We start from the raw sequence: 14,703 nt of genomic DNA on the forward strand, positions 1-14,703 counted from the left end.
GTGCGGCGTGCGCGGTGCAACCGCTGGTTTTCGTCTGCCGGACTCGCGCCTGGGCGCGCGCCCGACCTTGTGCAATCAGTGCAACTGGCCATTGACCAGACGCTTGGCTGCGCCGCTGGCGATCAGCTCCGCGAGCGCAGCCACATCCAGCAAGGCGCACATGTGCTCGATCACCGTGCCGGCCAGCCAGGGCCTCTGGGTCCGCTGGCCGCGCCACTTGATCTCGCTCGGGTCTAGGCGAATCGAGCGACTGACCTGATGCACGGCCAGGCCCCACTCGTAGCCTTCCACGGAGATCACGTACTGCAGGCCGTCGCGGAAATCGTCGCGGTAGCGCTCCGGCATGACCCAGCGCGCGGTATCCAGGACCTTCAGGTTGCCGGCCTGGCACGGCAGTATGCCGAGAAACCAGTCCGGTTGGCCGAACAACGGCGTCAGGTCATGCCCCGCCAGGGGATAGATCGAGCCCAGGCACACCAGCGGTACCGCCAGGGTCAGCCCGGCGACATCAAACAGCAGGCACTCGAACGGCTCCTGCGCCCACTCCGGACGCCCATCGAGCTGCAACAATGGCCCCTGCGGCGCCGGCCGATTGACCTCGGCGAGCGGCGGGATCAGCTGTGCGGGAGGCTCGATCGTTGCTTCGACCTCCGCCACCACGGGCACGGCTGCAGGCACTGCTGCCGGCACCGGCTCGACCAGGGCGAGCGGCGCAGGCGTAGGCAGCAGGCGCGCATCGCGCACCTGCTCCTCCAGTACGGCCGCCTGGAACTCGTCGAGGACGCTGCTCTCGGCCAGTTGGACCGCCGCCTCCTGCAGCAAGCCATCCAGATAGGACTGCAGGGCCAGTTGGGGACGCGTAGCGGTGGCAAGGGGACGACTCATAGAGGGAATCCGCAACAATGACCTGTACAGCCTATCGGCAGCAGATGCGGCCGACTTGAGCGATTCTGCGCGGCATCACTGATCATCTCAAGCCACCTGCGCCGCGGACTGCTGGCCCAGCAGGTGCTTGAGCAACGCGCGGTAGGCGATGGTGCCGCGGCTGTTGTGATCGAACTGCGAAGGCGTGAGGCCGGCGCGGCTGGCGTCGCGCAACCGGGTGTCGACCGGGATGTAGGCCGGCCAGAGGTTTTCCGGGTAGCTGTTGCGCAGCACGCGCAGGGTACTCAGCGAGGCCTGGGTGCGGCGATCGAACAGGGTCGGCACTATGGTGTAGGGCAGCGCCTGCTTGCGCGAGCGGTTGATCATCGTCAGGGTGCTGACCATGCGCTCCAGGCCTTTCACCGCGAGAAACTCGGTCTGCACCGGAATCGCCAGTTGCTGGCTAGCCGCCAGGGCATTGACCATCAGCACGCCCAACAGCGGCGGGCTGTCGATCACCGCATGATCGAAGTCCTGCCACAGCTGCGCCAGGCTCTTGGCGATCACCAGCCCCAGGCCGTTCTGCCCCGGCGACTGGCGCTCGAGCGTGGCCAGGGCGGTGCTCGAAGGCAACAGCGACATGCGCTCGTGGCTGGTCGGCAGCAGCAGCTGCTGCGGCAGGCCCGCGGGCACGCTGCCCTGATGCAGGAACAGGTCGAAGGTACTGTGCTCAAGGGCATCCGGATCATGGCCGAAATAACTGGTCATCGACCCATGGGGATCGAGATCGACCACGACCACGCGCTTGCCGGCATCGGCCAGCAGTCCGGCCAGGGCGATGGACGTGGTGGTCTTGCCGACACCACCCTTTTGATTGGCTACTGCCCAGACTCTCATCTTCTTCATCCTCCCGGCACAGCTAGGGACCGACCGAGAACGGGCGCCGCCCTCATTGGGCAGACGACGGGGAATTGACGACACCGACCTGCGATGCCTGCGCTGTGGGCGCTGCTGCAGGTTGCATGCCAGCACGCTGCAAGGCCGGGTCGGGGCGCGCGTTGGCGCTGCCGACGCCGGCGACGCTGCGGCGCACATCGAGATTGCGGGAAATCACCAGCACCACCCGGCGGTTGCGCGCCCGCCCTTCGGCGGTGGCATTGTCGGCCACCGGCTGGAACTCGCCGTAGCCCACCGACGCCAGGCGCTGCGGATTGACCCCGTCCATGGCGAGCATACGCACGATACTCGCCGCGCGCGCCGCCGACAGCTCCCAGTTGGTCGGAAACTGCCTGGTCTTGATCGGCAGGTTGTCGGTGAAGCCCTCGACATGCACCGGGTTCTCGTAGGGTGCCAGGATTTTGGCGATCTTCTCGATGATGCCGAACGCCACATTGTTCGGCAGGGCATCGCCACTGGGGAACAGCAGGCTGGAGCTGAGCTCGATCTCGATCCACAACTCGTTGCCGCGCACCTTCAGCTGCTCGGCATCGATCAGCTCGCCGAAAGCCTCCCGCACGCTGTCGGCAATGTCCTTGAGGGTGTCCGTCGGCGCCTGCTCACTGCCCTCGGCGGCGCTCGCTCGATCCGGCGCGATGCTGCGCGGACGCTGCTCGCCCACGGCAATCGGGTTGAGCGAGCGTTCGGGCTGATTGAACACCCCGACCAGGGAATCGGAGAGCACCTTGTACTTGCCCTCGTTGATCGAGGAGATCGAGTACATCACCACGAAGAAGGCGAACAGCAAGGTGATGAAGTCCGCATAGGAGACCAGCCAGCGCTCGTGGTTCTCGTGTTCTTCGTGGTGGCGTCGGCGCGGCATGGGGCGTCCCTGTCAATCCATGAAGCCTTGCAGCTTCAGCTCGATGGAGCGCGGGTTCTCGCCTTCGGCGATGGACAGGATGCCTTCGAGCAGCATCTCGCGGTAGCGCGACTGGCGCTGGGCAACCGCCTTGAGCTTGTTGCCGATGGGCAGCAGCAGCAGGTTGGCGAACCCCACCCCGTAGATGGTAGCAACGAACGCCACGGCGATGCCGCTGCCGAGCATGCTCGGGTCGGCCAGGTTGCCCATCACATGGATCAGGCCCATCACCGCGCCGATGATGCCGATGGTCGGCGCATAACCACCCATGCTCTCGTACACCTTGGCGGCCTGCATGTCGCGGCCTTCCTGGGTGTACAGGTCGACCTCGAGAATGCTGCGGATGGCTTCGGGCTCGGCGCCATCGACCAGCAGCTGCAGGCCCTTGCGCGCATAGGGATCCTTCTCCGCATCGGCCACCGCCTCCAGCCCGAGCAGGCCCTCCTTGCGCGCCGTCATGCTCCAGCCGACCACATGATTGATGCCGCCGGCCAGGTCGATGCGCGGCGGGAAGAAGATCCAGCGCAGAATCACCAGGGCGCGCTTGAACACGCTGACCGGGGCCTGCAGGAAGGCCGCACCCAGGGTACCGCCGATCACGATCAGCGCCGCCGGACCATTGAGCAATGCCGCCGCATGCCCACCCTCCAGGTAATTACCCCCTAGGATGGCGACGAACGCCAGAATGACCCCGATGAGGCTCAGCACATCCATGCGGACGCACTCACGGCACAGGTCATTACAGGCAGGCCTCGGTCAGATGCTTGGCGATCTCGTCGAGGCCATACACCGCGTCGGCCAGGTCGGCCTTGACCACCGCCATCGGCATGCCGTAGATCACGCAGCTGGCCTCGTCCTGAGCCCAAACCTGGCTGCCGCCCTGCTTGAGCAGGCGCGCGCCCTCGCGACCGTCGGCGCCCATGCCGGTGAGCACCACCGCCAGCACCTTGTCGTGATAGGACTTGGCCGCCGAGCCGAAGGTGATGTCCACGCAGGGCTTGTAGTTCAGGCGCTCGTCGCCGGGAAGGATGCGGATCGCCCCCCGGCCGTCGACCATCATCTGCTTGCCGCCCGGCGCCAGCAAGGCCACGCCGGGGCGCAGCAGGTCACCATCCTCGGCCTCCTTGACGCTGATCCGGCAGAGTTTGTCCAGGCGCTCGGCGAAGGCCTTGGTGAAGGCCGCCGGCATGTGCTGGATGAGCACGATAGGCGCGGGAAAGCTGGCCGGCAGCTGGGTCAGTACACGCTGCAGGGCCACCGGCCCGCCGGTCGAAGTGCCGATGGCGACCAGCTTGTAGGCCTTGCGCTTGGGCGCGGCGCTGGCAATCGACGCTCCGCCGGCAACCGCTGCCGGCGCGGCCGGGCGCACCAGGCCGCTGGCCGCCGCCGGCCTGGACGGTGCTGCAGGCGCCGGCGTGGCCGACGGCGCGGCTGCCGGCGCCATACCGACACTGCGTCTGTTGCTGCGAGCGATGCTGTGGACCTTCTCGCAGAGCAGCTGCTTGACCTTCTCCGGATTGCGCGAGATGTCCTCGAAGTTCTTCGGCAGAAAATCCACCGCCCCGGCATCCAGGGCGTCGAGGGTGACCCGGGCACCTTCGTGGGTCAGCGAGGAGAACATCAACACCGGGGTCGGACAGCGCTGCATGATGTTCCGCACCGCGGTGATGCCGTCCATCATGGGCATTTCATAGTCCATGGTGATCACGTCCGGCCGCAGGGCCAACGCCTGATCGATGGCTTCACGACCGTTGGTGGCGGTGCCGATCACCTTGATGTTGGCATCGCTCGAGAGAATCTCCGAGACGCGCCGGCGGAAGAAGCCGGAATCGTCCACCACCAGTACCTTGACAACCATACACACTCCTAGACGACGCGGCCCTTGGCCGCGCCGCGAATCAATCAGATGCGCCGCGCATAGCGCTTGAGCATGCTCGGCACGTCGAGAATCAGGGCTATCCGCCCATCGCCGGTAATGGTCGCGCCGGACATCCCCGGAGTGCCCTGGAGCATCTTGCCCAGCGGCTTGATCACCACCTCTTCCTGGCCGACCAGCTGATCGACGACGAAGCCGATGCGCTGGCTGCCGACGGTGAGGATCACCACATGGCCCTCGCCCTGTTCCTCATGGGCGGCGTTTCGCACCAGCCAACGCTTGAGGTAGAACAACGGCAGCGCCTTGTCGCGCACGATCACCACCTCCTGGCCGTCGACCACGTTGGTGCGCGACAGGTCTAGGTGGAAGATCTCGTTGACATTGACCAGCGGGAAGGCGAACGCCTGGTTGCCCAGCATCACCATCAGGGTCGGCATGATCGCCAGGGTCAGCGGCACCTTGATGACGATCTTCGAGCCCTGGCCCTTGACCGAGAACACGTTGACCGTGCCATTGAGCTGGGAAATCTTGGTCTTGACCACGTCCATGCCGACGCCACGGCCCGACACATCGGAAATCTCGGTCTTGGTCGAGAAGCCTGGGGCGAAGATCAGGTTGTAGCACTCGAACTCATTGAGCCGGTCGGCCGCGTCCTTGTCCAGCAGGCCCTTCTCCACCGCCTTGGCCCGCAGCACATCGGCATCCATGCCCTTGCCGTCGTCGGAGATCGACAACAGGATATGATCGCCCTCCTGCTCGGCCGAGAGCACCACCTTGCCGCCACGGGACTTGCCGCCAGCTTCCCGCTCTTCCGGGGTCTCGATGCCATGGTCGACGGCATTGCGCACCAGGTGCACCAGCGGATCGGCCAGGGCCTCGACCAGGTTCTTGTCCAGGTCCGTCTCTTCGCCGACCAGCTCCAGGTTGATCTCTTTCTTCAGGCTGCGGGCCAAGTCGCGCACCAGGCGGGGGAAGCGCCCGAAAACCTTCTTGATCGGCTGCATGCGGGTCTTCATCACCGCCGTCTGCAGGTCCGCGGTCACCACGTCGAGGTTCGACACCGCCTTGGACATCGACTCGTCGCCGCTGTTGAGGCCCAGGCGCACCAGGCGGTTACGCACCAGCACCAGCTCACCGACCATGTTCATGATCTCGTCCAGGCGTGCGGTATCGACCCGCACCGTGGTCTCCGCCTCGCTGGCCGGCGCCACCTTTTCAGCTTGAGCCGGCACCACCGGCGCCGGGGCTGGCGCCTTCGCCGACTCGGCCTTGGCGGCAGGCTTGGCCGCGGCCTTGACGGGCTCCGCTGCCTTGACCGGTTCCACTGCCGTGGCTGGCTCCGCCGCCTTGGGCGGAGCAGCCGCTACGCCGGGCGCCTCGGCAGGTTTGCTCGGCTCGGAAAATCTGCCCTTGCCATGCAGCTGATCGAGCAGGGCTTCGAATTCGTCGTCGGTGATCTCATCACCGCCCGCAGCCGCGGAGCCTGTCTCGGCCATGGCGGCAACGGGTACAGACGCCGCTGCCGACGCTGGCGCCGCCGCGCCGGCGCTTGCCGAGGCGACGGGGGGAACGAACTGGCCTTTGCCATGCAGCTGATCGAGCAGGGCTTCGAACTCGTCGTCGGTAATCTCGTCGGATGCCGCGGCGGGCGCGGCAGCGACGGCTGCGACCGCCGCCGTGCGTTCGGCCGCGCCGGGGGCGGCGAACTGCCCCTTGCCGTGCAGCTGATCGAGCAGCGCCTCGAACTCGTCGTCGGTGATCTCGTCGGCGCCGGCGGCACTTGCAGAGGCTTCGGCCGGCGCATCGTGCAGGGAGTCGAGCAACTGCTCGAACTCGCTGTCGGTGATATCCGTCGAGGCAGCCACCGCCTGTACCGGGGTCGGCTCCGGCTCCGCACGCACTTCGGCAGGGGCCTCCGGGGCGGCAGCCGGCTGGCTCGCCTCGTCGGCACTGGCGGGTTCGGCCAGGCGCGCCAACGCGGCCAGCAACGCCTCGCTGGCCGGCGTCGGCTCGGTCCGCTCGCGCACCTGGGCGAACATGCCATTGACCGCGTCGAGCGCCTCCAGCACCACATCCATCAACTCGGCGTCGACCCGTCGCTCACCCTTGCGCAGGATGTCGAAGACGTTCTCCGCGATATGGCAGCACTCCACCAGCTCATTGAGCTGGAGGAAGCCGGCGCCACCCTTGACGGTATGAAAGCCGCGAAAAATCGCGTTGAGCAGGCTCATATCGTCCGGGCGGCTCTCTAGCTCGACCAACTGTTCAGACAGTTGCTCGAGAATTTCGCCGGCCTCTACCAGGAAATCCTGGAGGATCTCTTCATCGGCGCCGAAGCTCATAAACGTGCTCCTAAAAACCTAAGCTGGAAAGCAGATCGTCGACGTCGTCCTGACATGCGGCGACGTCTTCACGCTTTTCGGCATTAATCTGCGGACCTTCACCATGGGAAGGCTCTTTTTGTTTGGCCAGCTCGGCGCGCAGCGCCTGATGGTCATGCTGGATACCGGCGAACTGGTCGACCTGACTGGCCATCAGCACCAGCTTGAGCAGGTTGCTTTCCACCTCGGTGACCAACTGGGTGACCCGCTTGATCACCTGGCCGGTCAGATCCTGGAAGTCCTGGGCGAGCAGAATGTCGTTGAGGTGCCCCGACAGCTTGGCACTGTCGCGCTCGCTGCGAGCCAGGAACAGCTCGATGCGCTTGGCCAGCTCGCGAAAGCCCTCGGCGCCCATTTCCCGACGCATGAAGCGCCCCCACTCGGCACTCAGGCCCTGGGCCTCGCTGCCGAGGTCGTTGACCAGTGGTGCACTCTGCTCGACCAGGTCCATGGTCCGGTTGGCGGCCTTCTCGGTCATCGTCACCACGTAGTTCAAGCGTTCGGTGGCATCGGTGATCTGCGAGACTTCCTGCGCATGGGGCACGCGCGGGTCAAGCTGGAAATTGACGATGGCGTTGTGCAGCTCGCGCGTCAGTTTGCCGACTTCGTGGTACAGACCACGGTCGCGGGCTTTGTTGAGTTCATTGATCAGCTGCACCGCATCGCCGAAGTTGCCTTGATCCAGGCTATCGACCAACTGGCGAGCATTTAACTTCAGGGTCGACTCGAGGTCGTCCTGCTGGGAATCATCGTGTTCCATAGCGCCCTCGCGGCAGACATCAGCCGTTGACCCGCTCGAAGATCTTTTCGATCTTCTCTTTCAGCACCTGGGCTGTGAACGGTTTGACTACATAACCATTCACTCCGGCCTGAGCGGCCTCGATGATCTGGTCGCGCTTGGCTTCCGCGGTAACCATCAGCACGGGCAAGTGCTTGAGCCGCTCATCTGCCCGAACCGCGCGCAACAGGTCGATACCGGTCATGCCAGGCATGTTCCAGTCGGTCACCAGGAAATCGAAACTGCCGCTGTGCAGCATCGGCAGCGCGGTGGTGCCGTCGTCGGCCTCTGCGGTATTGGTGAACCCCAAGTCACGCAGGAGGTTCTTGATGATCCGTCGCATCGTTGAGAAATCATCAACGATGAGGATTTTCATGTTCTTGTCCAAGTCGACCTCCGTACAGTCCTAAACGTAACCAGCCGCTGGCTACGCCCTTAATCGTGAAACCGGCCTGGCAGAGCGTTGTGCAACCACTGCACCGGCAATTTCCATCAGCGCCCTGCCCAGGGCTATCGCGCGCGCCACTCACCCAGTCGCGCACGCAGGCGTGACGCGCACTGGCTGTGTATCTGGCTGACTCGCGACTCGCTGACCCCCAGCACCTCGCCAATCTCCTTGAGATTCAGCTCCTCATCGTAATACAGCGCCAGCACCAGCCTCTCGCGTTCCGGCAGGTTGGCGATGGCATCGGCCAGGGCCGCCTGGAAGCGCTCGTCTTCCAGATCACGCGAAGGTTCATGATGGGTGGCATTGGCGTCTTCGCTCAGTGCGCCATGCTCGCCGTCCTGCAACAGGTCGTCGAAGCTGAACAGGCGACTGCCCAAAGTGTCGCCAAGAATGCCGTAGTAATCTTCGAGACTCAATTGGAGTTCGGCCGCAACCTCGTGATCTTTAGCGTCACGTCCGGTTCTGGCCTCAATTACCCGAATTGCGTCGCTGACCATGCGACTGTTGCGGTGCACCGAGCGTGGCGCCCAATCGCCCTTGCGCACCTCGTCGAGCATGGAGCCGCGAATGCGAATGCCGGCGAACGTCTCGAAACTGGCGCCCTTGCTGCCGTCATATTTCTTCGCCGCCTCGAGCAGGCCGATCATGCCGGCCTGGATCAGGTCATCCACCTGCACGCTGGCCGGCAGACGCGCCAGCAAGTGGTAGGCGATACGCTTGACCAAGGGCGCATGGCGCTCGATCAACTGATGCTGGGAATCTTGCCCTTGCGCCTTGTTATACATACGAAGTCCGGAGGCTGCTGTCATACCGCTGAGTCCGCGACCGGCTGATGCACCAGTCGTTCGACGAAGAATTCCAGATGACCGCGTGGGTTGGCCGGCAGCGGCCAGGCATCGACCTTCTGCGCGATCGCCTTGAATGCCAACGCGCACTTGGAGCGCGGAAACGCCTCATAGACCGCCCGCTGCTTCTGCACGGCCTTGCGTACCGACTCGTCGTAGGGCACCGCGCCGACATACTGCAGCGCGACGTCGAGGAAACGGTCGGTGACCTTGGTCAGTTTGGCGAACAGGTTGCGACCTTCCTGCGGGCTGTGGGCCATGTTGGCCAGCACGCGGAAGCGGTTCATGCCGTAGTCGCGATTGAGCAGCTTGATCAGGGCATAGGCGTCGGTGATCGAGGTCGGCTCATCGCAGACCACCACCAGCACTTCCTGGGCCGCGCGCACGAAGCTGACGACCGAGTCGCCGATGCCCGCCGCGGTATCGACGATCAGCACGTCCAGGTTTTCGCTGATATCGCTGAAGGCCTGGATCAGCCCGGCGTGCTGCATGGGCGAGAGCTGCACCATGCTCTGGGTGCCGGAGGCGGCCGGAACGATGCGGATGCCGCCCGGCCCCTGCAGCACCACGTCGCGCAGGTCGCACTCGCCGCTGATCACATCGGCCAGGGTGCGCTTGGCCGTCAGGCCCAGCAGCACGTCGATGTTGGCCAGCCCCAGGTCGGCGTCCATCAACATGACCCGGCGGCCGATATCGGCCAGGGCCAGGGCCAGGTTCACCGACACATTGGTCTTGCCGACGCCACCCTTGCCGCCGGTCACCGCAATCACCTGTACGGGATGCATACCCATGTTCTCTATACACCTTGTCTAAGGTCGACTGGATCCGCTTGCCTAAGCGTACCCCGCCAATCCGACACCAGGCCAACCCGCACCTCGTGCCACTGAGTCATTGCTGCCGCGCGGCTAACCGGCGCGGCGTGCCGGCTGCTGATAGAGGCCGGCGAACATCTCGGCCATCGCGTCTTCACTCGGATCTTCCGCGGACTGCAGGCCCACGGCCCGGCTCACCAGCTGGTGGTTGCGCGGCACCTGCAGGTCATCGGGAATGCGCGGGCCATCGGCCACATAGGCTACTGGCAGGCGTTGGCCAATTGCCAGACCCATGACCTCGCCGAGGCTGGTGGCCTCGTCGAGCTTGGTCAGGATGCAGCCGCTCAGGCCACAGCGCTTGTAGCTGTGATAGGCGGCTTTGAGTACCTGGCTCTGGCTGGTAGCCGCCATGACCAGGTAGTTGCGCGCCTTGATGCCGCGACTGGCCAGGGCTTCCAGCTGCATGCGCAGCGCCGGGTCGTTGGCCGGCAGGCCGGCGGTATCGATCAGCACCACGCGCTTGCGCGCCAGGGGCGCCAGGGCCTGGGTCAGGGACTGCCCGGGATCGACCAGGGTCACCGGCACGCCGAGGATGCGGCCGAGGGTCTTGACCTGCTCCTGGGCGCCGATGCGGTAGCTGTCCATGCTGACCAGGGCGATGTTCTGGGCGCCGTGCTTGAGCACGTAGCGCGCCGCCAGCTTGGCCAGGGTGGTGGTCTTGCCCATGCCGGCCGGGCCGACCAGGGCGATCACCCCGCCCTCCTCCAGCGGCTCCTGCTTCGGCGTCTGAATCGCATGGGACAGGTGTGCCAGGAGCATGCGCCAGGCCTGCCGCGGCTCGGCGACATTGGCCACGCGCTCGAGCAGCACCCGCGACAGCTCGGCGGGCAGCCCCATGCGTTGCAGGCGACGCCAGAGGCTGGCCTGCTGCGGGCGACGGCTCTGCATCTGGCCCCAGGCGATCGAACCGAGCTGGACCTCGATCAGCTCGCGCAGGCCGGACAACTCGGAGCGCATGGCATCCAGGGCATGCTGGTCGGTGCTCGCACGAGCCTGCGGTTTCGGCTTGGCCAGAACGGCGGCCAGGCTGTCGGCCGGCGCGCTCGGCGGGACGCCAAACAGTTGGCGATCCTTGCCCTCGTCGGCCTGCGCGCGAGTGGTCAGTTCGGCCTGGGCCGAGGCGATGCGCGACTGGGTCTTGCGCAGCTCGGCTTCCAGGGCCGGATTCGGCTGACGCGTCGGCGCGGCGGGAATCTGGTAGTCCAGCGCGGCGGTCAGCTCGACGCCGCCGGCGACCCGACGATTACCGATGATCGAGGCGTCCGCGCCCAGCTCATCGCGGACCAGCTTCATGGCTTGACGCATATCGGCAGCGAAAAAGCGTTTGACCTGCATGGCCTGTAACCTCGGTTAGTTCTGGCCCACCGTCGCAACGATGGTGACCTGCTTGTTGTCCGGAATTTCCTGGTAGGCCAGCACATGCATGCTTGCCACCGCCAGCCGCGCGAACCGCGAGAGCATCGCCCGGATCGGACCGGCCACCAGCAGAATCACCGGCTTGCCGAGCATTTCCTGGCGCTGCGCCGCCTCCACCAGGGAGCGCTGCAGCTTCTCGGCCATGCCCGGCTCCAGGAGGATGCCATCCTCGGAGCCTTGCCCGGCCTTCTGCATACTACTGAGCAATATCTGTTCCAACCTTGGCTCGAGGGTGATCACAGGCAGCTCCGGCTCTAGTCCCACGATGCTTTGCACGATTGCCCGGCACAGCGACACCCGCACCGCCGCCAGCATCGCGGCGGGATCTTGACTCTTCGGCGCGACGTTGGCGATGGCCTCGGCGATGGTGCGAATGTCGCGCACCGGCACCTGCTCCTGCAGCAGCGCCTGCAGCACCTTGAGCAGGGTCGAGAGCGACACCAGGCCCGGCACCAGCTCCTCGGCCAGCTTCGGCGAGCTCTTGGCCAGCAGCTGCAACAGCTGCTGCACTTCCTCGTGACCGAGCAGCTCATGGGAATGCTTGTGCAGCACCTGGTTGAGGTGGGTGGCCACCACCGTGCTGGCGTCCACCACGGTGTAGCCCAGCGACTGCGCCTGATCGCGCTGGCTGACGTCGATCCACACCGCCTCCAGGCCGAACGCCGGATCCTTGGCGGCCACGCCATTGAGGGTGCCGAACACCTGACCCGGGTTGATGGCCAGTTCGCGGTCGGGGAATACCTCGGCCTCGGCCACGCTGACACCCATCAGCGTCAGACGGTAGGCGTTGGGCAGCAGGTCGAGGTTGTCGCGGATATGCACCGACGGCATCAGGAAGCCCATCTCCTGAGACAGCTTCTTGCGCACTCCCTTGATCCGCGTGAGCAGCTGGCCACCTTGGTTGCGGTCGACCAGCGGGATCAGCCGGTAACCGACCTCCAGGCCGACCATGTCCACCGGGGTGACGTCGTCCCAGCCCAGCTCCTTGACCTCCTGGGCCTTCTGCGCCGGCAGCAGGTCCTGCTGGCGCTGTACCTCCTTGACCTCCGCTTCCTTGACCTTGCGCTGCTTGTTGGCGATCCAGTAGGCGGCACCGGCAGCCACCAGACCGAGGCTGATGAAGGAGAAGTGCGGCATGCCGGGCACCAGGCCCATGGCGATCATGATCGCCGCCGCTACCGCCAGGGCGCGCGGCGAGGCGAACATCTGCCGGTTGACCTGGGCGCCCATGTCCTCGGAGCTGGACACCCGGGTGACCATCACCGCCGCGGCGGTCGACAGCAGCAGCGAGGGAATCTGCGCGACCAGGCCGTCGCCGATGGTCAGCAGGGTGTAGACCTTGCCGGCGTCGGCGAAGCCCAGGCCGTGCTGGAACATGCCGATGGCGATGCCGCCGATCAGGTTGATGAACAGGATCAGCAGGCCGGCGATGGCGTCGCCCCGGACGAACTTGCTGGCACCGTCCATGGAACCGTAGAAATCGGCCTCCTGGGACACCTCGGAGCGGCGCTTCTTGGCCTCCGCCTGGTCGATCAGGCCGGCATTGAGGTCGGCGTCGATGGCCATCTGCTTGCCAGGCATGGCATCCAGGGTGAAGCGCGCGCTGACTTCGGAGATGCGCCCGGCACCCTTGGTCACCACCACGAAGTTGATGATCATGAGGATGGCGAACACCACGATACCGACCACGTAGTTGCCGCCGATCACCACCTCGCCGAAGGCCTGGATCACCTGGCCGGCCGCGCCGTGGCCATCATGGCCGTGGAGCAGCACCACCCGGGTCGAGGCGACGTTCAGCGCCAGGCGCAACAGGGTTGCCGCCAGCAGGATGGTCGGGAACACCGCGAAATCCAGGGGCCGCAGCGCGTAGATACTGACCAGCAGCACCACGATCGACAGGGCGATACTGAAGGTGAACAGCACATCGAGCAGGAACGGCGGGATCGGCAGCATGACCATGCCGAGCATGACCAGCAGCATCAGCGGAATGCCCAGATTGCCGTGGCGCAACCCGGACAGGTTGCTCCGCACATTGCCGATCAGTTGCGCGCGATCTACTGACACTTCCCTACCCCAGACCTAATCAATCTTTTGACGCCAGCTGCGCCTGTGGGTAGGGGCATTGCAAGAAGCTGTCCAACTTTGCCCGCCCCAACCACAGACGGGTTTAGCGGCCAAGTCGGTCAGGTCGGGACCTTGCTCTAACGCGGGTGCCGCTCGCTACTCGTCGCGGCGCAGGTCCGGCGGAATCGGCAGGTCCGGCAGCGGTCCCGGGCGCTTGCCCTTGCCGGCCTGGTACTGGCGCAACTGGTAGACGTAGGCCAGTACCTGGGCCACGGCCAGGTACAGGCCGGCGGGGATTTCCTGGTCCAGCTCGGTGGAATAGAACACGGCGCGGGCCAGGGCCGGCGACTCCAGCAGCATGACCTTGTGCTCCTGGGCGATCTCGCGAATCTTCAGCGCGGTGAAGTCGCCGCCCTTGGCCAGCAGCACCGGGGCGCTGCCCTTGGCCGGGTCGTACTTCAGCGCCACGGCGAAGTGGGTCGGGTTGGTGATCACCACGTCGGCCTGGGGCACGGCCTGCATCATGCGCCGCTCGGCCATCTCCCGCTGCAGCTGGCGGATGCGCTGCTTGACCTCGGGCTTGCCCTCGCTGTCCTTGTACTCGTCGCGCACCTCCTGCTTGGTCATCATCAGCTTCTGCTTGTTGTCCCAGAGCTGGAACGGCACGTCGACCGCGGCGATCAGGATGATCCCGCAGGCCATCCACAGGGCACTCCAGCCCACCACCTGGACCGCGTGCAGCACCGCCGACTCCAGCGGCTCATGGGCCATGGCCAGCAGGTCGTCGCGATCGGCGGCCAGCACCGCCAGGGCCACCAGCAGGATCACGCTGAACTTGGCCAGGGCCTTGAGCAGCTCGACCAGCGCCTTGGCCGAAAACATGCGTTTGAGTCCGGCCAGGGGGTTCATCCGGCTCATCTTGGGCGCCATGGCCTTGGCCGAGAACAGCCAGCCGCCCAGGGCGATGGGCCCGACAATCGAGGCGATGAGCAGGGCCAGGAACAGCGGCAACAGGGCCTCGACAGCCATCTCGCCGGACGCCAGCAGCCAGATGACCATGTTGCGCTCATCGAGAATCACCTCCCGCGGCAGGGAGAAGTTGCCGCGCATGATCTCCATCAGCGCATTCGCCAGGCCGCCGCCCGAGGCCAGCAGGCCACCGGCGCCGGCCAGCATCACCGCCAGGGTATTGAGCTCGCGGGAACGGGCGATCTGACCCTTTTCACGGGATTCACGGAGGCGTTTCTCCGTGGGTTCCTCGCTCTTATCGGCGCCGCTTTCCGATTCAGCCATGCCCGGAC

General features: G+C 65.6%; 13 protein-coding genes. All 13 read right to left on the reverse strand.

Features of this window, described 5'->3' with window-relative positions:
- Positions 1-75: 75 nt before the first annotated feature.
- Positions 76-885 (reverse strand): CheW domain-containing protein, encoded by an 810-nt coding sequence (locus ACSX1D_RS13755; protein ID WP_439859033.1) that lies wholly within the window; start codon positions 883-885, stop codon positions 76-78.
- Positions 886-972: 87 nt separating this feature from the next.
- On the reverse strand, positions 973-1,761 hold the full coding sequence (locus ACSX1D_RS13760) for a ParA family protein (protein WP_439859034.1): 789 nt from the start codon (positions 1,759-1,761) through the stop codon (positions 973-975).
- Between the two features lie 52 nt (positions 1,762-1,813).
- Complete coding sequence (gene motD, locus ACSX1D_RS13765) at positions 1,814-2,683, reverse strand: flagellar motor protein MotD (protein WP_439859035.1); 870 nt, start codon at positions 2,681-2,683, stop codon at positions 1,814-1,816.
- Positions 2,684-2,695: 12 nt separating this feature from the next.
- Positions 2,696-3,436 carry a flagellar motor protein gene (locus ACSX1D_RS13770; protein WP_439859036.1) on the reverse strand — a complete coding sequence of 247 codons (741 nt, stop codon included), beginning with the start codon at positions 3,434-3,436 and terminating at the stop codon, positions 2,696-2,698.
- Between the two features lie 25 nt (positions 3,437-3,461).
- A complete protein-coding gene (locus ACSX1D_RS13775; RefSeq protein WP_439859037.1) occupies positions 3,462-4,580 on the reverse strand; it encodes a protein-glutamate methylesterase/protein-glutamine glutaminase in 1,119 nt (372 codons plus the stop codon).
- Between the two features lie 44 nt (positions 4,581-4,624).
- Positions 4,625-6,940, reverse strand: a complete 2,316-nt coding sequence (locus ACSX1D_RS13780; protein ID WP_439859038.1) for a chemotaxis protein CheA — start codon at positions 6,938-6,940, stop codon at positions 4,625-4,627.
- A 10-nt stretch (positions 6,941-6,950) separates the two neighbouring features.
- On the reverse strand, positions 6,951-7,739 hold the full coding sequence (locus ACSX1D_RS13785; RefSeq protein WP_439859039.1) for a protein phosphatase CheZ: 789 nt from the start codon (positions 7,737-7,739) through the stop codon (positions 6,951-6,953).
- A gap of 19 nt (positions 7,740-7,758) precedes the next feature.
- Positions 7,759-8,133 carry a chemotaxis response regulator CheY gene (locus ACSX1D_RS13790; RefSeq protein WP_170862135.1) on the reverse strand — a complete coding sequence of 125 codons (375 nt, stop codon included), beginning with the start codon at positions 8,131-8,133 and terminating at the stop codon, positions 7,759-7,761.
- Positions 8,134-8,267: 134 nt separating this feature from the next.
- A complete protein-coding gene (gene fliA / locus ACSX1D_RS13795; protein WP_439859040.1) occupies positions 8,268-9,014 on the reverse strand; it encodes an RNA polymerase sigma factor FliA in 747 nt (248 codons plus the stop codon).
- Positions 9,011-9,850 carry a flagellar synthesis regulator FleN gene (gene fleN / locus ACSX1D_RS13800; protein ID WP_439862327.1) on the reverse strand — a complete coding sequence of 280 codons (840 nt, stop codon included), beginning with the start codon at positions 9,848-9,850 and terminating at the stop codon, positions 9,011-9,013. Before fleN ends, fliA begins: the two co-directional genes overlap by 4 nt.
- A 105-nt stretch (positions 9,851-9,955) precedes the next feature.
- Positions 9,956-11,257: a flagellar biosynthesis protein FlhF gene (gene flhF / locus ACSX1D_RS13805; RefSeq protein WP_439859041.1), complete on the reverse strand. Its 1,302-nt coding sequence runs from the start codon at positions 11,255-11,257 to the stop codon at positions 9,956-9,958.
- A 15-nt stretch (positions 11,258-11,272) separates the two neighbouring features.
- Positions 11,273-13,402 (reverse strand): flagellar biosynthesis protein FlhA, encoded by a 2,130-nt coding sequence (gene flhA / locus ACSX1D_RS13810; protein WP_439859042.1) that lies wholly within the window; start codon positions 13,400-13,402, stop codon positions 11,273-11,275.
- A gap of 156 nt (positions 13,403-13,558) precedes the next feature.
- On the reverse strand, positions 13,559-14,695 hold the full coding sequence (flhB, locus tag ACSX1D_RS13815; RefSeq protein WP_439859043.1) for a flagellar biosynthesis protein FlhB: 1,137 nt from the start codon (positions 14,693-14,695) through the stop codon (positions 13,559-13,561).
- Positions 14,696-14,703 lie beyond the last annotated feature (8 nt).

It is taken from the genome of Pseudomonas sp. MBLB4136 (assembly GCF_051904765.1).
Taxonomy (GTDB): domain Bacteria; phylum Pseudomonadota; class Gammaproteobacteria; order Pseudomonadales; family Pseudomonadaceae; genus Aquipseudomonas.